The following is a 23,140-nucleotide window of genomic DNA, read 5'->3' as shown; positions in this document are numbered from 1 at the left end:
TGTCAGTTATTCCGTAACAGTAACTTGTTGCCAAGCTACTCGCGAATAACCGCCGTCCACGTTTCTCTTCCTATCATATTCAATTGTCAATGAACCGGGCTCTCACCCTATACTCAAAAGAGTAAATCACTTAGTTGAGATCATCTCTAATCTACCTAAGCAATCAATCCTTTCGAGTAACTCAAGAGCGAAGCGTTCCGTCGCCGGCAGCACCGTCGCTCTCGATGAGCTGGGTTATAGGCCTGAGCGTGCTCACCGTCAACCCAAAAATGTCAGAAAATACAGAAACATCACCTCCCCGTGTGTAAAACATTCCTAATCGGCAGAAACCCGCCATTCCAATTCTGAAACCAACTTTAACAGACAAATACAGCGTCACAAACTCACCTTAACGGAAGGTGCATTGCTGATGTGGCTTCATTGATTTTCGCTTAATTGGCCTTCCAGCGCACCTAGCAAGTGCCGTCAGGCCACGCTGCATATTAGAGATATGGCACTCAATCTCTTTATAACAAGGGGCTGCTCTGCTTTGCCCTGCCAGTTTGCCCGCTATCGAACGCTCTTTCGTCAATACGGTTTCGACCTCTATCTGCGCGATGATGGATTCGAAAACGCCATATATTACAGTCTTCAAACACTTCAAAAATGCAGCAAGCACGCATACGCAGTAATACGCTTGTGTGCCATGTGCATAAATTTGTAAGTTTCGCGCACACCAAGCGGTGCCTATTATATCAATATCAGCGTCGGCTTTTTAAGAGGCCAGATCACTTTCGCTGTTTGGTATCGCTATCCATCTGTGCCTCCGCCATGGAGGTAACCGCGTTGCCAGCTTCTTCCATTGTTTGCGTGAAGCCGACTTTCTGGCAGTGATCATTGATGCTCGCCCATGAGCTTTCGCGGCAGGTGGTTAACAAGCGGATCTTGGCTCTTTGTTGAGCTGCCTTATCTACGTACCGTGCGCGGTAACGCTGCATGCGTGGATGTTCTGCAAACAAACAGGAACAGTATGACTGATCAAACCTGCGCAGACCTCATTCCGGCCCCCGAAGGGCCGAGTACCCTTATTGATACAGACTATGAGATTGGACAGGACAACATCACCCCTCGCATTGCGGGTGTTGCGTTCGATGTTCACAATATCGTTTTTACAGTTTCAAGCATTGCTATTGCGATTTTCGTCGCCATCACACTGCTCTACAAAGACGCTATCGGCCCTGTTTTTGGCGATTTACGTGTATGGCTGACCTCTAGCTTCGACTGGTTTTTCCTAATTGCCGGCAATATCTTTGTGTTGCTGTGCCTTTTCCTGATCGTTTCGCCTTTAGGAAAGGTTCGCATCGGCGGCAGAGATGCAAAACCAGATTTCAAATATAGTGAATGGTTCTCCATGCTGTTTGCAGCTGGCATGGGTATCGGCCTTGTCTTTTACGGCGTTGCTGAGCCAATCGGGCACTTCTCTTCCATTACCTCTGGCAGCAGTTGGGCACCTTTGGGCGGCGAAGCGCTGAGCGGAGCAGAAGCTGAACGACTGGCAATGGCCTCGACGATCTTCCACTGGGCTTTGCACCCATGGGCGACTTATGCTGTGATCGCTCTCGGTTTAGCGTTGTTTTCTTATAACAAAGGCTTGCCGCTTACGATCCGCTCCATTTTCTACCCTATTCTGGGTGAACGAGTTTGGGGTTGGCCTGGTCACGTCATCGATATTCTGGCCGTATTTGCGACCTTGTTTGGTCTTGCTACGTCTTTGGGTATTGGTGCAGAGCAGGCGAACGCTGGTTTGCAACACCTGTTTGGCATTGAATCAACCACAACAACCAAAGTCATTTTGATCATTGCGATCTCTGCAATTGCGCTTTGTTCGGTTGTTCTTGGTTTGGAAAAAGGCATCAAGCACCTTTCTACTTTCAACGTGATTACGGCAGCTCTTCTGTTGGGCTTTGTAGTGCTTGCAGGGCCTACTTTGACAATCTTGAAGAACCTGTTTTGGAACCTTGAAGCGTATCTTGAGTACCTACCGGCGTTGTCTAATCCGATTGGCCGCGTTGATGACAACTTCCGCCAAGGCTGGACGACATTCTACTGGGCCTGGTGGTTCTCATGGGCACCTTTTGTTGGCATGTTCATTGCCCGTATTAGCCGTGGCCGTACTGTTCGTGAATTCATGATGTGCGTTCTCATCATTCCTAGCGTTGTGACAACTCTATGGATGACTGCCTTTGGCGGCACAGCAATCGACCTTGAAACCACAAGCACACTCGGCAAAATTGCCAGTGCTGCGACTGAGATCCAGCTATTTGAATTGCTGAGCAACCTGCCACTGGCAGAGATCACCTCTGTACTTGGTGTCATCTTGATTATCACCTTCTTCGTGACATCTTCGGACTCAGGTTCGCTGGTGATTGATACGATCACCGCAGGTGGCAAGGTGAACTCTCCAGTACAGCAGCGTATTTTCTGGGCAGCTCTGGTTGGTCTTGTTGCGATTGCACTGCTGCTTGGCGGCGGGCTTTCCAGCTTGCAGGCGATGACGGTTTCAACCGGCTTCCCGTTTGCAATTGTGTTGCTGGGTGCTTGTTATGCAATTATCAAAGGCCTTCAAAGCGAGCCTCGATAATTCTAAGGCGTCGGAAATGCTTTCGACGTTTTCTCAAATCGACTGAATTTCAGCGATTAAGTCAAAAGAGCTGCGATTGCTTAGGTGCACTCGCAGCTCTTTTGTTTTCAAGACTGCAAAAATATACAAGAATCTATGCTTCACTTACAGCAGCTACTTTATGGTTCCTGCCAGATTCTTCGCCTGTGCGCGCAAATTGTCTGGCAGCGGTATATAACCCGATGAGATAGCTGCGCCTCTCGCCTGCCCGCTTAAGATAAACTTTGCATAATCCCGCACGACTTTTCCTGTCTGTGTATCGGAGTAGACATTATTCGTGACCAGCCAAAACAGTGAAACAATCGGATAGGCACCGGGCGATTCAGGATTAGGGATTTCGTCGATCGCGAGCGGGTCCTTGCTCTTTGCAATTTCATCGATCGCGGCTTCACCAGCGTATAGTGAGGGGCCAATGAAGTTTCCTTTTTTGTTTTCGATTAGGGCCATGGGGATGCCAAGTGTGCTCCCAAATGCGGACGGGGCGTAGCCAATTGCACCGTTCACTTCTCTCAGCTTAGTGACAACTTCAGAAGAACTGGGAACGAGAATAGCGTCCTTGGGAAGCGTAGCTGGTGGCCAAATGGACTCAGCCTTTCCTGACCATTCACCTTTTGCTGAAAGCAAGTGCCTTGAAAGGGCATAGTTTGCCCCACTGGCGTCACTGCGTCCGATGATCGTGATTTTCAAATTTGGAAGTCGCAGGTCCGGGTTCGCATCTTGAATCTCACTGTTGTTCCAGTACTTGATTGCGCCATCGAAGATTCCGGCAAGCCCGTTTTGTGTAAGTTTAAGGTGGCCAACGCCTTTGATGTTATAGAGAATGCCAAGCATGCCTACTGTAATCGGAATCTCCAGAAGCTTTCCGTTTAGTGGTACCGGCTCCTCTTCTGCATCCATATCAACATCCTGCGTCAAGATTGCCTCAAGAGGTGCGCTGGAGACCGCAAACTCGATTTTGCCCTCTTCAAGCGCTAGCACGCCCGCGCCACTGCCTATCGGCTCATATTTTACCTGGACATCAGGATTGGACTTTTTGAATAAAAGCAGGGTCTCATTGAATAAGACGTCTGGGTACATGGAGCCTGCGCCAGTAAGCACCATGTTAGGTGCGGTCTGGGCGGCTCCATCCTGAGCCTTCAAGGGGCTAATCAGAAAACCGGCTGCCAGAAACGAAAGAAACAACGCAGCAATAAGCTGAGTGTTTGGTTTTTGGGTGATCCGGGTAAACATGAAACATCTTTCCTGAGAGCTATTCTTGCAGTTGACGCTGCATTGCGGCCTCGCCTAACAGGCTTGTTATTTTGCACAATGCCTGCCTGTGGTCCCTCTTAGCTTAGACTTTATGAAGGCTATCTCTCCGTGGCGTCATGTATTCTTTGAAAACTTTAGCTATATAACCGTGCAGACGGTCTCACACGATTTTAGCGAGAGATTTACCTGCATGGGGCATGTTCTGCTCAGGTAGAGTAACGGCACAAGCGGAAAGTACAGCGGATGGCGAAAAGAAAAGTGCCACTCCAGTGGAGCAGTAAGACTGATGCAAGTGCACAGGAACACAACAAACAAGTGCTTAAGTATGTGCGCCACCTGCTTCGTGCTGATGAGACAACGCAACTTGTCGCGCAACTCAAAAAATGGTCTCCCACTGACCTTCTCCAGCTGCTGACCGGCCTGCCCTTACCTGAAGCGCGTCAGCTCTTCTCCTTGCTGCCTATCCGCCCTTCCACAAAGATCCTTGCGGAACTCTATCCGGATTTTCGCGCAGAGCTTTTGAAGGACGAAACCACTTCACGCCTGGTCGAGATCCTCAACTCTTTAAAAGAAAGTGACCTTGCCGACACGCTGGATGAGTTTCCAAAGAGCCTTCTTGATATCATCGTGCCACAACTGGATGCGCGTACCGAATTTGAGCAACGCATTCGCCATGGTGAGGATACCGCCGGGCGCGTTATGAGCCGCAAGTTTGTGGCATTTCGTGAAGATTATACGGCGAAGAAAGCAATTTCAGCGATCAAGAGCCAATACAATCTGGTGGGGCGATTTCGCACGGTGTTTGTCGTGGATGCCAAACACCGTTTGGTCGGGCGACTGGATGTAACACGGTTGCTTACGCTTGAACCAAGTGCCCGCATTGGCGATGTTATGGATGCCAATGTGCTGGCGGTCTCAGCGGAAATGGATCAGGAAGAGGTTTTGCGAAAGGCGGCGAAGCGACAGATTTCCTCAATGCCTGTTATTGATGCTCGCGGAAAGCTGATTGGCCGGATTACGACTGAGCAAATGGACCAGATTGCACGTGAGGAGCTGTCTGAAGACCTGATGCTCATGGGTGGGGTTTCGCCTGAAGCGCGCCCATCTGACTCGGTGCGCCGCATCATAAAAGGGCGTTTGCCCTGGCTCATAACCGGGCTGATTGGCTCTGCCGTTGCTGCGCTTGTTGTAGGCTCCTTTGAGGAGGAGCTACAAAAGGCTGCGATTTTGGCTGCCTTTATACCCGTCATCATGTCCATTGCAGGCAATTCCGGCCTACAGGCTTCTGCTGTCGCTGTGCAGGGCATTGCGACAGGGTCAATCTGGACGGTTAGTACGCTTTTCCGACTCTGGAAGGAGTTTTGCGGAGCACTTTCCAACGGCATCATCGCTGGCAGCGTACTCACAATCCTCATCAGCATTGGCGCCCTTGTTTTTGAAATTCATGCGCCGGCATGGCTTGCGCTGACGGCGGCCCTTTCGCTTACTATCGTCACCACGATTGCAGCCATGGTGGGGGCAACTGTGCCTGTGGTGCTGGACCGGCTCGGCATTGACCCTGCTGCGGCGACGGGTGTTTTCATCACCACCAGCAATGATGTCCTTGGGGTTTTTGTCTACTTCACCATCGCCAGCTTTCTCTACCTTTAGGCGGAACTGATTAACAGTGATTGACGCGGCTCTCAAAACGCTGCCTACTACCTTTTAATTTTTTGGGGGAGGATCAGCATGGCAACCGAGCAACAATCATTTAGCCACAGCGAAGGGGAGAGCGCGCAGTTTGAGGCAGGAGGCCTGCGCAGTTATTTTGAGTACCGCGATTTAGGAGTGGCAGAGGCAACCAACGGAAATGTGGTTGCCCATGTGATCCGCGCACGCGAAGGGCACAATGCGACCGGGCAGTGGCATGTGCATGATTGCTCCTTTCAGTTTTACTATGTGCTGAAAGGTTGGGTCCGGTTCGAATATGAAGGTCACGGGGTCCACACAGCAAGGCCGGGAGACTGCGTTGTGCAGCCTGCAGGTATCCGTCATCGCGAAATCGAACATTCTGAAGACCTTGAGTTGATCGAGATCGTCTCACCCGCAAATTTTGTGACGCGGGCTGATGAAGACACAGCCTGATCCACGTGCGGTTTGATGAGCACCTAGCAAAACACCGGAGCCTTTGAGGGCCCCGGTGTTTTGCTAGGTTGTTACTTACAGAGCCTTAACGCTGCGCCGCTGGTGCTGAGCGGTTGGAGCGACGTTGGCGGTTTGCAGCTGGTGCTGCTCCACCACGACCACCTGCGCCGGATGCATTTCTACCGCCTGCGTTGCCGTTTGGCTTGCCGCCTGGTTTACCTGGACGGCCACGACCACCACCTGCAGCCGGCTTTCCGCCCGCTGCAAATTTGGATGGGCCACGTTTTGGCTGTGCAGAGCGCGGGGCGCCTTCACCAGCATTTTCAGCAGCTGGACGACCACCATTCCCCCCAGCGGATCGCCCATTGGCTGCTCCTGAACGAGGATTACCACCACCGGTACGACGACGGTTGTTTTGTGGGCGTTTATGACGCTTCAAACGATGCGGTTCTGTTGCCGGGTCGTATTCTGCTTCTGGTGTGCCTGGAGCCCAGTCACTGTCACCGGTGGCGAGTTTACGGCCAATCAGGCGTTCAATGTCGCGCAGATATGGCTGTTCTGTCTGATCACACAGTGAGATCGCTATGCCGCTTTTGCCTGCTCGCGCTGTACGACCAATACGGTGAACATACGCTTCCGGCACGTTTGGCAGCTCAAAGTTGACCACGTGGCTGACACCGTCAATATCAATACCGCGGGCAGCGATATCGGTTGCCACAAGGATTTTAACAGAGCCGTCCTTAAATCCGTTCAAAGATCTTTCGCGCTGGCGCTGGCTTTTGTTGCCATGGATCGCTGCTGAAGAAAGGCCTGCTTTTTCCAGATTTCCGCTGACCCGGTCTGCACCGCGTTTTGTGCGGGTGAAGACGATGGCGCGTTCTACATCAGCTTCAGAAAGGATTTCTTGCAACGCTGCACGCTTTGCGCTGGCATTAAGCAGACGTACGGACTGTTCGATCTTTTCGATTGGACGAGAGACCGGCGCAACGGAGATTTCCTTCGGGTTGTTCAGGAACTCTTTCGCCAGCTTACGGATTTGCGTTGGCATGGTTGCCGACAGCAGAACTGTTTGACGTGGCTTAGGCAGTTTGCTCAGGATACGGCGGATCGCCGGGGCAAACCCAAGGTCCAACATCTGGTCTGCTTCGTCCAGAACGATTGTTGTTGTTGCACTCAGCTTGATGCCGCCAGTGCTCATATGATCTTCCAGGCGACCTGGTGTTGCAATAACGATATCCAGACCTCTGGAAAGCGCGCGCAGCTGAGGGCCGTGCTTTACACCACCAAAAATGACAGCAAAAGATGGGCCAATAAACTGGCCGTAGGTGCGTACACTTTCAGCGATCTGAGATGCAAGCTCGCGGGTTGGCGCAAGAATGAGCGCACGGCAGGTGTGCGGCTCTGGCTTTTTGCGCTCTTTCGCCAGCTGCGTCAGCAGCGGCAGCACGAAGGCTGCAGTTTTACCGGTACCGGTTTGCGCAATGCCAAGGACATCCTCGCCTGCGGACATAACCGGAATAACTTCACTTTGAATTGGGGTTGGGTTCTCATAACCCTGTGCTGTCACAGCACGAAGAATTGGTTCAGCAAGACCTGCGTCTGCAAAAGTTTTCAAGATTCTTTTCTTTCTCAAGACATGTGAGAGCGTGCTGCACGTATCTGAGGTTAGTCAGATGCAGCCCACTCTTGCCGCCCGCGCAAGAAAACTCTTGTACAGCGGCTTATATTATAGAAGCCATGAGTATGTTCTGTGGCGGTTTGGGGCCAACAGCTACAAAGCTTCGTTTGAATGAAGTCCGTTGAAAATTGTGAGACGCATGCCTCTCAAGCGCTTCGGACCACGGTGCGTGCCCGTGCAATATCCCGCTCGAGCATGGCTGATTTCTGTATTTTCAGAAACAGCAGGGAGGCAAATTCAGCCGTGGCAGAGCCATTGGCGAAGATGCGTTAAGGATGCAATACAGAGAAACCCACAAAATAGCAAGCACTGTGAAACGGACAAACCTAGACTTTCAGTTTCATTGGTTTGGTCAAAACTGAGCTGTCTTCTTTCGTTTCCAGCAGTTTCCACCCCTTGGCTGAGTACAGGCCTGCAAACTGTGTATGCACAAAAAGCTCAGCTATATTGTTTAGGGTGGCCGCGTTTTCTGCTGCCTTTATAAGCTTCGTGGCGACGCCTTTCCCTCAGTGTTTGGGCGCAACCAACAACGCATTAATCCATATGGCTTTTTCATCAATTCGAGGTTTTGCAGCAATCGTAAATGCCAGCCCGCCGATCAATTCCTTCTTTTCATCAAGTGCAATCAAAGGACTGGGTGTCTTTACATGCCCGTGCCGTACATCAAACGGATCCAGCTCGCCCCACTCCTGCACAAACCAATCGCACAATTGACTAAGCATATGCGGTCGTTCATTTGAATTTACGATCAAGGTCATGAAAGTCTCTGCCATGAATAAATGTCTTGAAAGGAAGCAATACGAACATTGCAAAAAAGCCAGAGAAACACCATAGGAGAGCAGAAGTTGAAGCAATGGAGCGCTTAAAAACTTATTCCCCTAGCACGCCCCTACCCTATTCTTAGTCTGTGCTCGCGTAAACGGGCAGCTGGCGGAGCGACCGTCAGCGCGGCGCGGGCTGGGCGGAGCTACCAGAAGACATAACGCATCTTTTGGCGGGTTCGTTGAAACACCCCTTGAAAGTCTTTAGTGCAGGGACCAAGCGGAAGCTGGTCACCCGATGGGCGTCTACACTGGCAGGCGTTTAGCTTTCATCAATATTCGCATTTGCCTTTGGCAACTGGGTTTGTTGCTGACAGTGCCTGCTCCCAATGTCTTTCGGTGGAGACCTTGTTTCATACAAAAACGCCCGGGTAAGGCGATCAGCCAATGCCGAAGAATTATATTTAATAAGTAGCGCAGGTATTGCCTGCCCGCCTTACCCACCCCGTTCCCTCACGGGCTCAGTTCTACACTGCATGGCATACCATGCGGTGATTGAGGCATATAAACAGGCGTCTCTCATAAGTGTTAGTTTTGCAAGCAAAGACTGGTCGTATTTGCGTTTGCTGGCGGGCTTTCGTCTGACAGTTAGTCGTGGGCCAACTGTAAGCCTTTTACACGTTTGGATATGCCACCAAACAGAGACTGGATTGCAAGTGAGCTCGCCTCATTGATGGAAATACCATCAGCTTCAACGGTGTTTGCCGCCGCATACAGCACTGCATCCAGAGAAGTGATAATCCAGCTGTTTGGAATTGATGAGAGGATCTCGCCCTCGCCCTTTGCGCGATCAATCAAATTCGCGAGCTGAGCATCATGGCGCTTTATTTCCGGTGCGATTTCCGGGTCACTCAACACTTCGGGGTTCGTCCAAAGAAAGTGGCATGAATTTGCACAGGGCACCAACGCCCCCACTATTGCTTTAAGCTGCTCAAACGCTTTGCGCTTGCCTTTGATCGCTGCTGCGCTGGCCTGTTCGCGCTGCTCCAGAGCACGCAAGGCGACGTCGCGCAGAAGGTCTTCTCGCAGGCCAATGACCCGGTGGAGCGTGACACGTTTTACGCCTGCTGCCTGCGCGACATCTGCCAGAGAGGCCCTTGGCTGAACGTTGAGCACGCGAACGGCTGCTTCCAGCAATTTGTCACGCGTGGTGATATTTAGCGAAACTAACATGATACTTGCATGTATTATTTGGTGGACCTCTGTCAATCAAGTTCCTGTCATTTTCTACAGGAAGCCTATGGAGCGGCCGCGACAATAGACGAGATTTCGCAAAAAGAGAGGCTGCAAAACCTCAACTCTTGAGGGCTTTGATGAAGGTATGCGCGGTTAAGCCGTGCAAGATAACGCTTAACCCTATGGTCGTCACGGCAGTGGAGGCAATAACCGAGCTTCCTGGAAGGTTTGCATCCAGGACAACAATGGCAAAGACGATACTGGCCAATCCTCGCGGGCCAAACCAGCCAATAAAGAGCTTTTCGCGGAGCTTTAAAGGTTCGCCGTGCAAGACGAGGTAAACAGGCAAGATCCTTACGAGTGTCAGACTGAGAATGGAGTAAAGCAGTATCTCCCAAGTGAACGTGTGCAGCACAGAGCCAATGATAGCAGCTCCAAAAATGAGCCACGTCATTAGAGAAAGAGTGTCTCCTACTCCCTCAGCTGAATCTAAAAGCTTTTTCTTGTAGGGCTTGTCCAACCAGCCAAAAGTGAGGCCGCCGACGAATGCGGCGATGAACCCACTGCCGCCAGCAAGCTGAGCTATGGAGAAGCAACAAATTGCCAGCGCAACAATTGTAACCTGCTCCCAGGTTTTGGATTGTTCTTTGCTTTTGAAGGAATAGGCTATGACCTGCCCAGCGACGAGTGCAATACCAATGCCAATGATGACACCAAGGCCAATCTGCTGCGCCAGCAACTTGGCTGCCATCTTGTTCAAAGCAGATATGAGCTCGGGGTTTTCTGCAATGGGCAACAAAGTGAAAACAATTGGCACGCAGATACCATCATTCAACCCGCTTTCCGCGTTCAGTGTTCCCCTGATCTTCGGTGGAACTGCGGGGTCGGTCACAACTGCTTTGCCCAGCGCTGCGTCTGTTGGGGCAAGCAACGCAGCCAGAATAGCCACCTCGATGACAGGTAGCCCCGGCAACAATGCAAGGCCTGCACCAATACCAAGCAGGATCGTAAGCGGCAGGCCAAACAGGAGCAGACGTCTGGGCAGGTCGATATTTTCTTTTAGAACTTTAAGGTTAGTGTTGGCTGCATCAGTGAAAAGCACAATGGCCAGAGCCAGTTCTGCCAGAGTCTTAATTGTTTCGTTGTTCAACTTAACCTGAAACCACTGCAACCCATCATTGCCCAAGAGAAAGCCGATGATGCAAAACAGCAAGGCCCCGTTCACCGGCTTTTGTTCCAGCCACCGGCTCGTCACGCTGTACAAAAAAACCACTGCGAAAATTACAGTCAGATTCTGATAGATCATTTGGCCGTTTCACCTAAGGCAGCGCCCACGAGCCATTGCCAGCAGGTCTCAACCAGAGTGTCATGTCCACGCAGTTTATGAAGATTGTCTTTTCATTGATTTAAGCACTAAGGAGAGATTTGTGCGAGCATCTCAATAGTCTTAGCAATGCCCGCAAAAGACCTGGGTTGTATACTTGATCGTCACCGGTTCCCCAGCCTGCCAGTGCTCGCAGATGAGTTCAGAGAGCTCAGGAAGAAATTTCCCCTCACTTGCATTGATTGCTGCCTGAACTTTTGAAGAGGACTTTGCCATATCGACAAAGACATCGCGGGGCATAACGCGCTCCCAAACAAAGCACTGCGTTTTTGCATCCCGGTAACCTGCTTGATGCATCTCGTGGGCATAGTCGAAACGCCGATAGTCTCTGGAGTAAGTGGTGTTGTACATCTCGATCAGTGTTTCATAGGCTCCCATGAAAGCGCAGTCTTCCAACTGCCGGTTGTTTTCGATGATGACAAGGTATCCATCAGGTTTCAGGAGGCGGCGAGCTTCACCGTAGAATTTGGGGCGTTCAAACCATTGAGCTGCCTGCGCGACTGTGATCATGTGAAAGGCATCATCGCCGAATGGCAACTCTTCGGCGCAAGATTGGTGCCATGAAATTGCAGTGCTCTGATCCATCACCTTTGCCTGAGACAACATATCCACGTTGATGTCGCATCCTGTAAAATCAGATCGCGGTGACAGCTTGATCAATTGACGTGTTAATATGCCGGTGCCGCACCCAACATCGAGCAGGCTCCCACGTTCATCCCCTGTAATGGTGTGCAGCATTTGAACGATACAGTGCAGCGCCTCTTGCGGGTACCGCGGCCGGGCATGATCATATATCTTTTGCAGGCCTAAAAATGCTTGTCTGCTTGAAAGGGTAATGGTCGCCTCCTTTATTGAATACATACGTATACAATACAACGTAGACTCGCAAGTTATTGTTAGTATTCGCTGGTCTGCCTATCAGGAGGCAACATTTGGGGTGCCCTCTATGAACACGGGTGTGATGTTTGATGTAAACTCACTTGTCCCTCGTAATGTTGGCAGGGTAAGTTTGCGCCATGAAAACTACAAATGATGTGATTGATGGTGTCCGCGTAATTGAAAAGCTCAGCGTTGATGAGCTTCCTGCTGGCAAACACCATTTCTTCTTTAAGGCGACAACAGACTCTTTGGGCAATTACCACCGTGTCCCAGTTATTGTCGTCAAGGGATCTGAAGCGGGTACGAAACTTTTCGTGCAGTCCACTTTGCATGGGGATGAGGTTCAGGGCGTGGATGTAATCCACCAGCTTCTGCCGCATCTGGACCCTGATAAGTTAAAGGGAACTGTGGTTATGGTTCCTGGAGCAAACCCTCCTGGCATGCAGCTTGCGTCCCGCCATTTCCCATCTCAGAACGACACGCAAACATTGACCAACCTGAACCGGATGATGCCGGGCGATGCGACAAGTTCCAATGCGGGCAGCCGTTTTTCTTATGCGCTCTGGCATAATCTTTACCTCGGCAATACCGACATTTTTCTGGACTTGCATACGCAATCAACTGGCACGGCGTTTCCGTTGTTTCTCTTTGCTGATTACCGCAATGAGCAGGTACAACGCTTGGCGGCCCTGCAACCGGCAGATCAGATCCTGGAGGATGATGGTATCGATGGTTCAGTTGAAACAGAACTAGTATTGGCAGGCATCCCATCCCTCACAGTTGAGCTAGGGTGTGCCAATGTGTTTGATCCCGATATGACCCAGCGCGGGGTTCAGGGTATTTTGAACACTATGATCGACTACGGCATGATTGAGGGACGGATCAACCTGCTCGGCATTGAGAGCTTTGTGGGTAATGATGATGTGACAATCAAAGCTGATCACGGTGGCTTTGCACGTATTTTGGTGCAGATCAATCAAGATGTCACTGAGGGCCAGTTACTGGCGACCATGACAAATGCGTTTGGAGATATCACCGCCAAGCATACAGCACCGTGTGATGGACGTGTGCTTTCTGTGTGCACCTCTCCGTTGCGCGAGCCTGGCTCAACTCTCGTCCAGTTGCTGCGCCGCGTGTAGAACTCAATTCGGAGCAGGCCAAAAAGCTCTGGCCTGCTCTTTTATTCTGACTCAAGCATTTCGTTTTGCGCCGACGACACAAGCAACTACGAAGAGTGTCGCTCCAATCATTGCGGGTGAGATCTGCTCTTGCAGCAAAACGGCTGCAAGCATCAACCCAAAAAACGGTTGTAAAAGCTGCAACTGGCTGACAGCAGCAACACCACCAAGTGCTAGTCCTCGGTACCAGAAGACAAACCCGATAAGCATGGAAAAGACAGAGATATAAGCAAGTCCAATCCATGCGGTAGAATGAATGTCTGGCAACTCAACTGGCCAACTCACAAGTGCCACGAGCAACATTACCGGAAACGCTAGAACAAGAGCCCAAGAAATCACCTGCCATCCTCCCAGTTTCTTGGAAAGGGTCGCACCTTCAGCATATGCAAGCCCGCAAACAACGACAGCAACCAGCATATACAGATCCCCTTGGGTTGGACCTCCCGAGCTATGCAAAAGCGCATAGATCACAACTGCAAGACTTCCTAAACCGGAACAGACCCAAAACAGCAGCTTTGGCTTTTCTCCGGCTCTAAACACAGCGAAAATTGCCGTCGACAACGGCAACAGTCCCGAAAGAACGAGTGAATGTGCAGCGCTCATTTGTTGCAAGGCAAGTGCAGAAAGCAGCGGAAACCCGACCACCACACCAAGGGCTACGACTGCCAGGGACAATATATCATGCCGCTTTGGAAGCGGTTGTTTTAAGAAACTCAGAAAGGCCATAGCTAGCAGAGCGGCAATCACAGCACGAACAGATGTGAGAAAGAATGGATCAAACCCCGCCACCCCCACTCGTGTTGCTGGCAGTGAACCGCTGAAAATCAAGACACCAAGCAGGCCACTTCCCCAGCCTGCTGAACTTCGTTGCGCTACCGACACTTGCATGTTTGTTCTCCTTTTATGTTTTTTAACAAAAGCAAGGGTTGCTAGAACAGCCACAAAACAATACAGTTTAAACAAACTGTACTATTACAATTAACAATACAGTCATTGGATGAGCACATGGGTTACGGTCAGCAAACGCAGCGGGTAATGCAGGCAGTCCGCAGTAAAGTCAGCAGTCGTGCCTTGGAACCAGGCGAGAAACTTCCCAGTATACGCGGCTTCGCTTCGCTCATGAATGTCTCCCCCTCCACGGTTGTCGAGGCATATGATCGCCTTGCCGCAGAGGGAATAATCTTTGCCCGCAAAGGGTCAGGGTTTTATGTCTCCCCGAAGACGCAACCCTTTTCTGTTTCAGAGATAGGTCCGCACCTGGACCGGGAAATCGATCCTTTCTGGGTCTCGCGTCAGTCGTTGGATTCCGGGCCTGATATGCTTAAGCCCGGCTGTGGCTGGATGCCTGCGGACTGGATGCCAAATGCCTCACTGCGCAAAGCTATTCGCCACTTGAGCAAGGCGGAGGATCAGCTGCTCAGTGATTATGCCAGTTCAAGAGGGGCGAGCAACCTTAGACGCCTACAGGCTCGACAGTTTGCAACAGAGGGAATTGAGGTTAATCCAAACCAAATTCTTCTGACCGGATCCGGCACGCAATCGCTTGACCTGATTTGCCGGTTTTTATTGCGACCGGGAGACCGCGTTCTTGTCAGCGATCCGTGTTATTTTAACTTCCAAGCAATCTTAAAAACGCATCAGGTCGAGATTGTGAGCGTGCCGTACACCACAACGGGCGTTGATCTGGAGTTGTTTGAGAAAGCAATCATAGAGCAAAAGCCTCGTTTTTATATCTCCAACTCCACCCTGCATAACCCAACAGGCGTAAACCTCTCTGCGCAAAGTGCGCACAAAATCCTGACAATTGCAGCGCGCCACGACCTTATATTGGTCGAGGATGAAGTGTTTGCAGAGTTTTTGCCTCAGCCAACGCCACATTTGGCTGCACTAGGCGGATTTGATCGTGTCATCCGCCTCGGTAGCTTCTCCAAAACGCTTTCTGCCTCTGTACGATGCGGTTACATTGCCGCTAAACCAGAGTGGATTGAGGCACTCGTCGACCTGCAAGTTGCAACGAATTTCGGCGGGCCCAGCCCAATTGCTACTGAGTTGATTTATACCTGTTTGAGTGATGGTTCCTACCGAAAGCACATGGAGGCCTTGCGAGCGCGCCTTGCCAAAGCACGGCGTGCAGTTTCCGCCAATCTGGCTGAACTAGGCTTCCAGACATGGCTAATGCCCGAAGGCGGCTTCTATTTGTGGTGCTTGCTTCCAGAGGGCATAGACTCCGCAGAGCTTGCAAGGGCTGCTTTGCAACAAAACATGGTTCTTGCACCGGGAGATGTCTTCAGCCCAAATCAATCCATGGGCCGCTTCATGCGATTTAACGTAAGCCAGATGGGAGCACCAGAAACCTATGAGATCCTAAGAGGACTGATGTGCGATCTTTAATGGGGTTCTGGCTGCTTAACTGTGGTGCGCGACAAGCTCCCAAAGTTTTGCTCCAGGAGCTTGTGGCTAGTGTCACGACCTTACGTGCTCAATTGCGATCAAGGCTGAGTTTAATTGAGCTTTGATCGCGGTTTCGGCTGAAAGTTGAACACGGATAAGTGTGCCGTCTTTAGGAGGTTTCTTCAATTGAAGAGTCTGACCGTTTCCGGCATAAAGCCCACCATGCTTGGCAAGTTGTTTGAGGGCATTTCGTGACACCCCCAACTCCTGCGCAAGTAATCTGTCCAGTCTCAGGTTGACGGGCACTATTGCGTTCACCGTGATCTCAAGGTCTGTCCAGTCCTGCAGCGTGCCCTCAACAATTTGCTTATGAACGGTGGTGGTGGTTTCACCTTGCATAGCGATGGCAGGCAAACCCGTTCTATCAAATACATACCTTTTCACTTGCTCTGGGCAATTGATTTGCAGTGCTTCCAATAGGTCCGGAGCGATTTGCTTGCGGTTGCGGCGTTCAAAAATCGGGCGATTCCATGTGGCATCGCAGGTCATGCACTTGTAGATAAGCCAGGCATCCAGTTTGGTGCCATTTGCGTTCAGGCGGAACTTCCCCGATGGCGTGAAGGGTTTTAAAACACCGCAGCTCTTGCAGGGAATAATCGGGTGTGGTGGGTTTTCTGGTTGAAGTGTCCAGACGCATTTAAGCGATTTCGACATGCTTTTAGATTTCCACTTGTCAAAAAGCGGATGCTCAGCATGACGCCGTTACAGCACACGGTAAGGCTCAGGATTTTATAGGAAGCAGCACGCAGTAGTGCTCGGGGATCGTGCCAGAAATCACGAGGCCAAACCGGTCTCATGCCACCATCCGCGCAACAGAAAACGCGCCGCAAAAATGCCTTTTGCGGAACAATGATAGACGAAAAGAGACCGGTAATTACAAAGGCAAAATTGATTTCTCACACTGTTAAACTAGGCAGTAATCCCTAGCAAAACACGTTAATTAACGGAATAGACTTTGAACGCTACGACATCTTCCTGAAGCTTGCTGTGGCATTGCCGCAACTCTTACTTAGTGGGCAAACAAAAACCCCAGAGCTGATGCCCCGGGGTCTTTTTTCGAGCCGCAATGTTTAGCTTGCAGTTTTGGCTATGGACTTAAGCTTTCGCTTTAGTCGCCTTTTTAGCCTTTTCCTGAGCAAGGTCTACAACATCCTCCGCGCGGCCCTCTACATAGACGCGACCGTAGTAACCGTCGAGAAGGAGCTGTTTGATTTCGTCGATCAATGGGTAGCGCGGGTTTGCACCAGTGCACTGATCATCAAACGCTTCTACTGCGACTTCATCGAGTTTCGCCATGAACAAGTCCTCAGGAATACCCAGCTCTTTGAAGCTTGCAGGGATCTCAAGAGACTTCTTAACGCTTTCAATCCACGCAACGAGCTTTTCAACCTTAACCTCACGGTCATCGCCGGGAACGGTCAGACCAAGATGGTCAGCAATCTCACCGTAACGACACTTTGCTTGCGGGCGATCATACTGAGAAAAGGCTGTCTGCTTTGTTGGGTTATCGTTCGCGTTGTAGCGGATCACGTTAGAAATCAGCATCGCGTTTGCCAGACCATGTGGCACATGGAAGGCAGCGCCTACTTTATGAGCGATAGAGTGACAAACACCCAAGAATGCGTTTGCAAACGCGATACCGGCTATCGTTGCTCCGTTGTGAACCTTCTCACGAGCGACGGGCGCTTCAGCCCCTTTCTCGTAGGATTCAACCAGGTTCTCTTTCAGCAGTTTAAGTGCCTGCAAAGCCTGCCCGTCGGAGTATTCGTTAGCCAGAACAGAGGCGTAAGCTTCTGTCGCATGGGTGATGGCATCGATGCCGCCAAAAGCTGTAAGAGACTTTGGCATGTTCATGACAAGGTTAGCATCAACAATCGCCATGTTTGGTGTAAGTTCATAATCAGCGATTGGGTATTTCATGCCGGTTTCATCATCCGTTACAACCGCGAAGGGAGTAACTTCAGAACCGGTACCAGAGGTGGTTGGAATAGCAACCATCTTGGCTTTTTCACCCATTTTAGGGAACTTGTAGATACGTTTACGAATATCCATGAAGCGCAAAGCCAGATCTGCAAAGTCGACTTCTGGATGCTCATACATGACCCACATGATCTTTGCAGCATCCATTGGAGAGCCGCCGCCAATTGCGATGATGACGTCTGGCTTAAACGCTTTACACAGATCTGCGCCTTTGCGAACGGTGGAAAGTGTTGGGTCTGCTTCTACTTCGTAAAAGACGTCCGTTTCCATACCAAGGCTTTTTAGAACACGTACAGTTTCGTCTGTGTAACCGTTCTTGAAGAGGAAGCCGTCTGTTACGATCAATGCACGTTTTTTGCCTTCCAGATCACCCAAAGCGATTGGCAGACAGCCACGACGGAAGTAGATGGATTCTGGCAGTTTGTGCCACAGCATGTTTTCAGCTCGCTTCGCAACAGTCTTCTTGTTGATCAAGTGCTTGGGACCAACGTTCTCACTGATGGAGTTACCACCCCAAGAGCCACAACCCAGTGTGAGGGAAGGAGCAAGGGAAAAGTTGTAAAGGTCACCAATACCGCCATGAGAGGCCGGAGAGTTGATAAGAATACGAGCGGTCTTCATGCGACGACCGAACTCTTTGACACGATCTTCGCAGCGGTCCTGGTCGGTGTAAAATACGGAGGTATGCCCGATACCACCCATAACCACCAGTTTCTCAGCAATGTCACATGCAGCATCGAAGTTCTTGGCTTTGTACATAGCCAGAGTCGGAGACAGCTTTTCGTGTGCGAAGGCTTCCGCTTCACTTGCTTCGGAGACTTCGCCGATCAAGATTTTTGTGTCTTCTGGAACTTTTACGCCTGCCATTTCAGCGATTTTGGCTGCTGGTTGACCAACAATAGCTGCGTTGAGTGCGCCGTTCTTCAGCAACACGTCTTTAACAGCTTGCAGTTCCTTGCCTTTCAGGATGTAGCCCTTATGGCTAGAAAAGCGTTCTTTAACTTGCTCATAGATTTCTTCAACGACGATCACAGACTGCTCGGATGCACAGATCACACCGTTATCGAATGTTTTGGACATAAGAACAGAGGCAACAAGGCGCTTCACATCAGCGAACTCGTCAACGACAACTGGTGTATTACCGGCACCCACGCCAATCGCTGGTTTACCGGAGGAATAAGCAGCCTTCACCATGCCTGGACCGCCGGTTGCAAGGATCAGGTTGATCTCCTCGTGTGTCATCAGAGCGTTGGAGAGTTCCACGGTTGGAACATCGATCCAGCCGATGATGTCTTTTGGCGCACCTGCTTTAATAGCTGCTTCCAGTACGATACGAGCTGCTTCGTTGGTTGCCAGCTTTGCACGTGGGTGCGGGCTGAAGATGATACCGTTTCGGGTCTTCAAAGAAATGAGTGCTTTAAAGATAGCGGTAGAGGTTGGGTTTGTCGTTGGAACGATACCGCAAATCAAACCAGTCGGTTCAGCGATGGTGATTGTTCCGAAGGTTTCATCTTCAGCAAGGATGCCGCAGGTCCGCTCGTCCTTGTATTTGTTATAAATATACTCAGATGCAAACTGGTTTTTGATAACCTTATCTTCCATAACACCCATACCTGTCTCTTCAACCGCCATGCGGGAGAGTGGGATACGAGCATCTGCTGCAGCCAACGCGGCTGCGCGGAAGATTTTATCTACCTGCTCCTGAGTGTATGTTGCGTAGATTCGTTGTGCTTTTTTAACCCGAGCGACCAGGGCGTCTAATTCTTCGCGATTAGTTACAGGCATGTGCTTCTCCGTAGGCAAAATCCGAAGCAGAAACGTGACACACTGTTCATATTTGTCACAAAACAGCTTAAAGGAGGAAGCCGTTCTTCTGTTCAACGCAGGTATTATTGGGTCAAAATTGCCACGTAGCTCATGACCTAAGTCAAAAATCTGAGATATATGAATAGGGTGTCATAAAACCCAGCTTTTAGATCTTTGGTTTTGAACAAATAGGGCGGCTTCACCTTTAAAATAAGGCTATTTGGCGCATATTGTATAATTCTGCATACAGTTACCCTATTTAACGTGGGCTATATTAATGTTATTTTTCAATTAGTTACCTAAATACAGCCATATATATAATAAGAGAGCAGTCATCAGGACAAGTCTACTGACCTAATGTGTGTGAAAGTGCCTTCAAAGCGAATTTCCTGTCGGCAATTACACTTATAGATTGCTTAATGCGTGGACCACATGCACAATGCACGGAAACACACCTATGTAATAGGACTAATTATTACAAATTTAGCAAATACACCCTTCAGCTGAAGGTCCTAAATCGAAGAATGGGCAAGCCGCAGTAAAGGTATTGTACTCCCCACCAATTGGGTGCCGTAGTTCAAGTGTTTGAGCGTGCAGATTCAGACGGCCGGAGAATGAGAGTGCCTCACCTTCTGCATATAAGCGATCTCCAACAATCGGATGCCCCAGTGCTAGCATATGAACACGGAGTTGATGTGAGCGCCCCGTAACTGGCATCAGCTTCATTAGGGTCGTCTTTTCCTCGCGGCTCATTACTTCCCATCGCGTCAACGCAGAACGGCCTAACTCATGATCAACCATTTGTTTGGGACGGTTTGGCCAATCACAGCGTAACGGGAGATTAACTTCTCCCGCATCATCACCGGGGTGCCCCCAGATACGTGCAATATATGTTTTGCGCGTCATGCGCTTTTCAAACTGGAGACCAACATGCCTGTGTGCCTCTTTGTTCATAGCCATGACAAGCAAGCCGGAGGTATCCATATCCAGTCGATGCACTGTTGTGGCCGTTGGATAAATGGATTGTGCCCTCGCTTCCAGGCAATCTTTATGCGCTTCGGCTCGCCCCGGAACACTCAGTAATCCACTTGGCTTATTGAGTACCAATAATTGCTCATCATGATGGACAACCGTGAGGAAGGGAGACGTTGGAGGGGCGTATATAAAAGGTGCACTGGGACTATTCATGCGGCGCTTATAGCGCCTCATTAGCAAAGGTCAACGGATATGCACCACAAGGCATTGTGTCGTTTAGCTGACCTCCCCATATGCAATAAGTAGTTTAAGCACACGAGGCATTTAATGGTTGGAAATTTTATTTCCGAGTTTGAAACCGTTACTGAATATTGGTCCCCCAAAGTGGTCGCTCAGGTAAATGATCAGTACGTAAAAGTGGCGAAAGTAAAAGGCGACCTCGCTTGGCACAAACACGATGGCGAAGATGAGCTTTTCTACATAGTGAAGGGAAACCTCACTATTGAGTACGAGAACAACAGCTTAAAACTGAATCAAGGCGACTTTCACGTCGTGCCAAAAGGCGTCATGCATAACCTTGTTGCAGATGAAGAGTGCTGGATTGTCTTAACCGAGCCCGTCTCAACAAAGCACACTGGCGACATTGTCACAGAGAAAACAAAGAGCATCGCTGATCAGTTAGTTTCATAACCCTACTAAGGCAGCACACGTTAACCGAAAGAAGCGCAATCTGATGACTTTACAATCGCCGCGCAGTGGATTACGCTTACGTTAACAAGATGCCTGTTGCGTAATACATAGTGAGTTATGAAATACATCATAGGCACCTGTCAAAATTTATCAAACACTGCAATTTAGCAGATGGAGGGAGCAAAAATGAGCATGGAAGCAATTGTAAACAACTTGAAGGGCAAGGTTGAAGCCAGCGACTTTGGTAACTCAATCAAGTTTGATTGTGGCGACGAAGGCGTACTGGTGATTGATGGTAATTCAATCTCCACTGACAATCAGGAAGCTGATTGCACCATCGGTGTTTCCTTCGAGGACCTCCAGTCTCTGGTTGCTGGCGACCTGGACCCAACAGCTGCATTCATGCAAGGCAAGTTCACTATTGATGGTGACATGAGCATTGCTATGAAGCTGAGCCAACTGATCTAAAAACAGTTGTGATAAATTCTGCGTTCGGGCTTAAATGCCCGAATGCTATATAGACTAAAGTCTACACATGCTCTTGCATTTTGCGCTCAAAAAGCTGTTGTAAAAACACGGCCCAATGCTCGATATAGGCCTGCTTTTCCTCTTCCTTCATAAACAATCCATCTGCAGTAATCAGCCCAGTCATTATGTGACGGGAGGCTGAGATAAGCGTTCGTGCAGTTGATTGACTGATTTTCTTGCTATCAAATATCGCCAGAATACGGTCATCCGTGACTCTTGCAAAGTTGTCAAAAGTGGGTTTGATGCGGCGACGCAACGTGTCCTCTGTTCGCGCTGCAACAAGAATCTCCATCATGGTGAGGTACTCTGGAGAGTTCGCCTGATTCGTCCACCATTTGATAGTTAGCTCAGAAATTCTGCTTTTATCCTCATTGATTTCATTCAACCACTCTAAAGTTAACCGTACGGATTTTGAGAGCAATCTTTGCAAAACAAAGACCATCAAGTCTTCTTTTGTCGGAAAATGATGTTGCAGCGCACCCTGAGAAAATCTGGTCTTTTCAGTAATTTTCTTAATAGATGCACGGTGATAGCCGAATTCGTGCAAACAACAAATAGCAGCAAGGAGGATCTCCTTCCGCATGCGATCACTTTTTTCTGCCTGAGTAGTTTTTCGCGTTTGACTGATGTCTTGAAAATTATTTTGCATGGCCCCTCACAACAACGCTTGTAAAAAAACCATATGCATGTATTTTTTTCAAGAGATACGACGAAACACGTAGTGCATAGTTTAGGGAGGAGAAATTATGTATCGGGAGCGTCAGACCACTGTTGGAACCCTAAGGGAGAAGGTTTCCATGCACACTGTCATTATCGGTGATCCACATCCGGCATTTTCCAGAGCACTTGCGAGCATCTACTCGAATGAGTGCCACGGAGTGAATGTTCTTGTGACCAAGAGTTTCTCCGAGCTACAGACCTGGGTAGAACTTCACCCTTCTGCGGTTGTGCTCGTGAATCCACGCATGAAAGGCGCACCGGGTCTAGGCACCGCATCCGCATTGCTGGAAACCTACGAGATTTCCAGCCTTGTTATGCTGCTTGAGCAAGATAACCCGGGCCTGTCTGATTACTTTATTGCAAGTGGCGCGAATGCCGCTGTGCCCAAGACCGCAGATTTCTCTGTCTTCAAGGCCATTCTGACTGGTGGCACCGTCGAAATAGACACTGATGAAGAAGAAGCACAGACGACCTTTAGTATCGACTTTTACGAGGGTCTTGCTAACTTAACACGCCGTCAGGCTACAATTTTGACATACCTGAAAGAAGGTAAGTTGAACAAACAGATCGCTCATGAGCTCGGCATCTCTGAAGCAACTGTCAAACATCACGTATCGGCATTGCTGAGCACTTTGGGCTTCTATTCCCGCTCTCAACTTGTGGCGATGATCAATGAACTTGGCATCAATGTAGACTATCGCGGTGGGAGTCGGAAAGCGAACAATGCCAAATCTAATTCACGCCGCGCTGGAAACGATTATAAGATTGCGGGTGCAGGTGTGACGCCAGCTGGCTCTTTGCATACAACGTATGTTGCTGCCCCGTAACTTGAACCGCACA

The 23,140-nt window shown here is 49.8% G+C and carries 20 protein-coding genes; 8 read left to right on the top strand and 12 right to left on the bottom strand.

Annotation, left to right across the window (positions count from 1 at the left end; all coding sequences use genetic code 11):
• Positions 1 to 767: 767 nt before the first annotated feature.
• Positions 768 to 977, bottom strand: a complete 210-nt coding sequence (locus BMZ51_RS24075; protein ID WP_068002900.1) for a hypothetical protein — start codon at positions 975 to 977, stop codon at positions 768 to 770.
• 32 nt (positions 978 to 1,009) lie between these two features.
• Between BMZ51_RS24075 and BMZ51_RS10300 the strand changes: the two genes are divergently transcribed.
• Complete coding sequence (locus BMZ51_RS10300; protein WP_068002904.1) at positions 1,010 to 2,620, top strand: BCCT family transporter; 1,611 nt, start codon at positions 1,010 to 1,012, stop codon at positions 2,618 to 2,620.
• 153 nt (positions 2,621 to 2,773) lie between these two features.
• Here the strand turns inward: BMZ51_RS10300 and BMZ51_RS10295 are convergent, their stop codons facing one another.
• Positions 2,774 to 3,889 (bottom strand): extracellular solute-binding protein, encoded by a 1,116-nt coding sequence (locus BMZ51_RS10295; protein WP_068002907.1) that lies wholly within the window; start codon positions 3,887 to 3,889, stop codon positions 2,774 to 2,776.
• A gap of 264 nt (positions 3,890 to 4,153) precedes the next feature.
• Here BMZ51_RS10295 and mgtE point away from each other — a divergent pair, with 264 nt between their 5' ends.
• Both mgtE and BMZ51_RS10285 read left to right on the top strand, forming a co-directional pair.
• Entirely contained in the window at positions 4,154 to 5,560 is a 1,407-nt protein-coding gene (mgtE, locus tag BMZ51_RS10290) for a magnesium transporter (protein WP_068002910.1), read from the top strand.
• A 78-nt stretch (positions 5,561 to 5,638) separates the two neighbouring features.
• The gene (locus BMZ51_RS10285) at positions 5,639 to 6,034 is read left to right on the top strand and encodes a cupin domain-containing protein (protein ID WP_068002913.1); all 396 of its coding nucleotides are present in this window, start codon (positions 5,639 to 5,641) and stop codon (positions 6,032 to 6,034) included.
• A gap of 85 nt (positions 6,035 to 6,119) precedes the next feature.
• Here BMZ51_RS10285 and BMZ51_RS10280 read toward each other — a convergent pair whose 3' ends face one another.
• The 5 genes from BMZ51_RS10280 to BMZ51_RS10260 all read right to left on the bottom strand — a co-directional run bounded on the left by BMZ51_RS10280 (position 6,120) and on the right by BMZ51_RS10260 (position 11,954).
• Entirely contained in the window at positions 6,120 to 7,649 is a 1,530-nt protein-coding gene (locus BMZ51_RS10280; RefSeq protein ID WP_068002915.1) for a DEAD/DEAH box helicase, read from the bottom strand.
• Positions 7,650 to 8,218: 569 nt separating this feature from the next.
• On the bottom strand, positions 8,219 to 8,470 hold the full coding sequence (locus BMZ51_RS10275; RefSeq protein WP_139201371.1) for a hypothetical protein: 252 nt from the start codon (positions 8,468 to 8,470) through the stop codon (positions 8,219 to 8,221).
• A gap of 651 nt (positions 8,471 to 9,121) precedes the next feature.
• Positions 9,122 to 9,706 carry a TetR/AcrR family transcriptional regulator gene (locus BMZ51_RS10270; RefSeq protein ID WP_068009985.1) on the bottom strand — a complete coding sequence of 195 codons (585 nt, stop codon included), beginning with the start codon at positions 9,704 to 9,706 and terminating at the stop codon, positions 9,122 to 9,124.
• Between the two features lie 121 nt (positions 9,707 to 9,827).
• Positions 9,828 to 11,015: a cation:proton antiporter gene (locus BMZ51_RS10265; protein ID WP_068009988.1), complete on the bottom strand. Its 1,188-nt coding sequence runs from the start codon at positions 11,013 to 11,015 to the stop codon at positions 9,828 to 9,830.
• A gap of 141 nt (positions 11,016 to 11,156) precedes the next feature.
• A complete protein-coding gene (locus BMZ51_RS10260) occupies positions 11,157 to 11,954 on the bottom strand; it encodes a class I SAM-dependent methyltransferase (protein WP_208979411.1) in 798 nt (265 codons plus the stop codon).
• 155 nt (positions 11,955 to 12,109) lie between these two features.
• Here BMZ51_RS10260 and BMZ51_RS10255 point away from each other — a divergent pair, with 155 nt between their 5' ends.
• Complete coding sequence (locus BMZ51_RS10255) at positions 12,110 to 13,111, top strand: succinylglutamate desuccinylase/aspartoacylase family protein (protein WP_068009989.1); 1,002 nt, start codon at positions 12,110 to 12,112, stop codon at positions 13,109 to 13,111.
• A gap of 51 nt (positions 13,112 to 13,162) precedes the next feature.
• On the opposite strand, the gene BMZ51_RS10250 is transcribed toward BMZ51_RS10255, so the two are convergent.
• Complete coding sequence (locus BMZ51_RS10250; RefSeq protein ID WP_068009991.1) at positions 13,163 to 14,038, bottom strand: DMT family transporter; 876 nt, start codon at positions 14,036 to 14,038, stop codon at positions 13,163 to 13,165.
• 117 nt (positions 14,039 to 14,155) lie between these two features.
• Here BMZ51_RS10250 and BMZ51_RS10245 point away from each other — a divergent pair, with 117 nt between their 5' ends.
• Positions 14,156 to 15,541: an aminotransferase-like domain-containing protein gene (locus BMZ51_RS10245; RefSeq protein WP_068009993.1), complete on the top strand. Its 1,386-nt coding sequence runs from the start codon at positions 14,156 to 14,158 to the stop codon at positions 15,539 to 15,541.
• A gap of 72 nt (positions 15,542 to 15,613) precedes the next feature.
• Here BMZ51_RS10245 and BMZ51_RS10240 read toward each other — a convergent pair whose 3' ends face one another.
• The 3 genes from BMZ51_RS10240 to BMZ51_RS10230 form a co-directional block, all read right to left on the bottom strand.
• The gene (locus BMZ51_RS10240; RefSeq protein WP_068009995.1) at positions 15,614 to 16,255 is read right to left on the bottom strand and encodes a DUF1062 domain-containing protein; all 642 of its coding nucleotides are present in this window, start codon (positions 16,253 to 16,255) and stop codon (positions 15,614 to 15,616) included.
• 441 nt (positions 16,256 to 16,696) lie between these two features.
• A complete protein-coding gene (gene adhE / locus BMZ51_RS10235; RefSeq protein ID WP_068009997.1) occupies positions 16,697 to 19,366 on the bottom strand; it encodes a bifunctional acetaldehyde-CoA/alcohol dehydrogenase in 2,670 nt (889 codons plus the stop codon).
• Positions 19,367 to 19,870: 504 nt separating this feature from the next.
• Positions 19,871 to 20,575 carry a pseudouridine synthase gene (locus BMZ51_RS10230; protein WP_068009999.1) on the bottom strand — a complete coding sequence of 235 codons (705 nt, stop codon included), beginning with the start codon at positions 20,573 to 20,575 and terminating at the stop codon, positions 19,871 to 19,873.
• Positions 20,576 to 20,689: 114 nt separating this feature from the next.
• Between BMZ51_RS10230 and BMZ51_RS10225 the strand changes: the two genes are divergently transcribed.
• Entirely contained in the window at positions 20,690 to 21,052 is a 363-nt protein-coding gene (locus tag BMZ51_RS10225) for a cupin domain-containing protein (RefSeq protein ID WP_068010000.1), read from the top strand.
• 186 nt (positions 21,053 to 21,238) lie between these two features.
• Positions 21,239 to 21,520, top strand: a complete 282-nt coding sequence (locus BMZ51_RS10220) for an SCP2 sterol-binding domain-containing protein (RefSeq protein ID WP_068010001.1) — start codon at positions 21,239 to 21,241, stop codon at positions 21,518 to 21,520.
• Between the two features lie 61 nt (positions 21,521 to 21,581).
• Here BMZ51_RS10220 and BMZ51_RS10215 read toward each other — a convergent pair whose 3' ends face one another.
• Positions 21,582 to 22,229, bottom strand: a complete 648-nt coding sequence (locus BMZ51_RS10215) for a TetR/AcrR family transcriptional regulator (protein WP_068010003.1) — start codon at positions 22,227 to 22,229, stop codon at positions 21,582 to 21,584.
• Between the two features lie 97 nt (positions 22,230 to 22,326).
• Between BMZ51_RS10215 and BMZ51_RS10210 the strand changes: the two genes are divergently transcribed.
• Positions 22,327 to 23,127, top strand: a complete 801-nt coding sequence (locus tag BMZ51_RS10210) for a response regulator transcription factor (RefSeq protein ID WP_068010004.1) — start codon at positions 22,327 to 22,329, stop codon at positions 23,125 to 23,127.
• Positions 23,128 to 23,140 lie beyond the last annotated feature (13 nt).

The organism is Pseudovibrio axinellae, assembly GCF_900110875.1.
GTDB lineage: Bacteria > Pseudomonadota > Alphaproteobacteria > Rhizobiales > Stappiaceae > Pseudovibrio > Pseudovibrio axinellae.
Note: the sequence above shows the minus strand (reverse complement) of the source record. Positions and strands in the feature narration are given on the sequence as shown.

Bases quoted from the DNA above. Each gene is read 5' to 3' on its own strand.
- BMZ51_RS10255 (WP_068009989.1), top strand. From the start codon at position 12,110: ATGAAAACTACAAATGATGTGATTGATGGTGTCCGCGTAATTGAAAAG.
- BMZ51_RS10225 (WP_068010000.1), top strand. From the start codon at position 20,690: ATGGTTGGAAATTTTATTTCCGAGTTTGAAACCGTTACTGAATATTGG.
- BMZ51_RS10260 (WP_208979411.1), bottom strand. From the start codon at position 11,954: ATGTATTCAATAAAGGAGGCGACCATTACCCTTTCAAGCAGACAAGCA.
- BMZ51_RS10295 (WP_068002907.1), bottom strand. From the start codon at position 3,889: ATGTTTACCCGGATCACCCAAAAACCAAACACTCAGCTTATTGCTGCG.
- BMZ51_RS10210 (WP_068010004.1), top strand. From the start codon at position 22,327: ATGTATCGGGAGCGTCAGACCACTGTTGGAACCCTAAGGGAGAAGGTT.
- BMZ51_RS10245 (WP_068009993.1), top strand. From the start codon at position 14,156: ATGGGTTACGGTCAGCAAACGCAGCGGGTAATGCAGGCAGTCCGCAGT.
- BMZ51_RS10230 (WP_068009999.1), bottom strand. From the start codon at position 20,575: ATGAATAGTCCCAGTGCACCTTTTATATACGCCCCTCCAACGTCTCCC.
- BMZ51_RS10300 (WP_068002904.1), top strand. From the start codon at position 1,010: ATGACTGATCAAACCTGCGCAGACCTCATTCCGGCCCCCGAAGGGCCG.
- BMZ51_RS24075 (WP_068002900.1), bottom strand. From the start codon at position 977: ATGCAGCGTTACCGCGCACGGTACGTAGATAAGGCAGCTCAACAAAGA.
- mgtE (WP_068002910.1), top strand. From the start codon at position 4,154: ATGGCGAAAAGAAAAGTGCCACTCCAGTGGAGCAGTAAGACTGATGCA.
- BMZ51_RS10275 (WP_139201371.1), bottom strand. From the start codon at position 8,470: ATGACCTTGATCGTAAATTCAAATGAACGACCGCATATGCTTAGTCAA.
- BMZ51_RS10220 (WP_068010001.1), top strand. From the start codon at position 21,239: ATGAGCATGGAAGCAATTGTAAACAACTTGAAGGGCAAGGTTGAAGCC.
- BMZ51_RS10250 (WP_068009991.1), bottom strand. From the start codon at position 14,038: ATGCAAGTGTCGGTAGCGCAACGAAGTTCAGCAGGCTGGGGAAGTGGC.
- BMZ51_RS10215 (WP_068010003.1), bottom strand. From the start codon at position 22,229: ATGCAAAATAATTTTCAAGACATCAGTCAAACGCGAAAAACTACTCAG.
- BMZ51_RS10285 (WP_068002913.1), top strand. From the start codon at position 5,639: ATGGCAACCGAGCAACAATCATTTAGCCACAGCGAAGGGGAGAGCGCG.
- BMZ51_RS10270 (WP_068009985.1), bottom strand. From the start codon at position 9,706: ATGTTAGTTTCGCTAAATATCACCACGCGTGACAAATTGCTGGAAGCA.
- adhE (WP_068009997.1), bottom strand. From the start codon at position 19,366: ATGCCTGTAACTAATCGCGAAGAATTAGACGCCCTGGTCGCTCGGGTT.
- BMZ51_RS10265 (WP_068009988.1), bottom strand. From the start codon at position 11,015: ATGATCTATCAGAATCTGACTGTAATTTTCGCAGTGGTTTTTTTGTAC.
- BMZ51_RS10240 (WP_068009995.1), bottom strand. From the start codon at position 16,255: ATGTCGAAATCGCTTAAATGCGTCTGGACACTTCAACCAGAAAACCCA.